Consider the following 1,171-nt stretch of genomic DNA (forward strand, 5'->3'; position numbering starts at 1 on the left):
ATTAAGCAATGATCTTGGCCACGACGCCAGCGCCCACGGTACGGCCGCCTTCGCGGATAGCGAAGCGCAGACCTTCTTCCATGGCGATGGGGTTGATCAGCTTCACAGTGATCGACACGTTGTCACCAGGCATGACCATTTCCTTGTCGGCTGGCAGCTCGATGGCGCCAGTCACGTCGGTCGTGCGGAAGTAGAACTGGGGACGGTAGTTGTTGAAGAAAGGAGTGTGGCGACCGCCTTCGTCCTTGCTCAACACATACACCTCAGCCGTGAAGTGGGTGTGGGGCTTGATCGAGCCGGGCTTGCACAGCACTTGGCCACGCTCCACGTCTTCGCGCTTGGTGCCGCGCAGCAGCAGGCCGACGTTGTCGCCAGCTTGACCTTGGTCCAGCAGCTTGCGGAACATTTCCACGCCGGTGCAGATGGTCTTTTGCGTGTCGCGGATACCGACGATTTCGATTTCTTCGCCGACCTTGATGATGCCGCGTTCCACGCGACCGGTCACCACGGTGCCGCGACCGGAGATGGAGAACACGTCTTCCACGGGCATCAGGAAGGCACCGTCCACAGCGCGCTCAGGCGTGGGGATGTAGGTGTCCAGGGCTTCGGCCAGCTTCATGATGGCTTCTTCACCCAGCTTACCCTTGTCGCCTTCCAGGGCGAGCTTGGCGGAGCCACGGATGATGGGGGTGTCGTCGCCTGGGAAGTCGTACTTGTCCAGGAGTTCGCGCACTTCCATTTCGACGAGTTCGAGCAGTTCTTCGTCGTCCACCATGTCGCACTTGTTCAGGAACACGATGATGTAAGGCACGCCCACTTGGCGAGCCAGCAGGATGTGCTCGCGGGTCTGGGGCATGGGGCCGTCAGCGGCCGAGCACACCAAAATGGCGCCGTCCATCTGAGCAGCGCCGGTAATCATGTTCTTCACATAGTCGGCGTGACCGGGGCAGTCCACGTGGGCGTAGTGGCGGTTGGCCGTTTCGTATTCCACGTGAGCGGTGTTGATCGTGATACCGCGGGCCTTTTCTTCGGGCGCAGCGTCGATCTGGTCGTAGGCCTTGGCTTCGCCGCCGAACTTGGCGGACAGCACGGTAGCGATGGCTGCCGTCAGGGTCGTCTTGCCATGGTCCACGTGACCGATCGTGCCCACGTTGACGTGGGGCTTGGTACG

1 protein-coding gene is annotated in these 1,171 nt (G+C 61.2%); it reads right to left on the reverse strand.

The window, feature by feature from the left end:
• Position 1: 1 nt before the first annotated feature.
• Positions 2 to 1,171, reverse strand: a 1,170-nt coding sequence (gene tuf, locus OIN59_RS25265; protein ID WP_274114966.1) for an elongation factor Tu, incomplete at its 5' end; no start/stop codon positions are given.

Source organism: Acidovorax benzenivorans, assembly GCF_028680575.1.
Classification (GTDB): domain Bacteria; phylum Pseudomonadota; class Gammaproteobacteria; order Burkholderiales; family Burkholderiaceae_C; genus Acidovorax; species Acidovorax benzenivorans.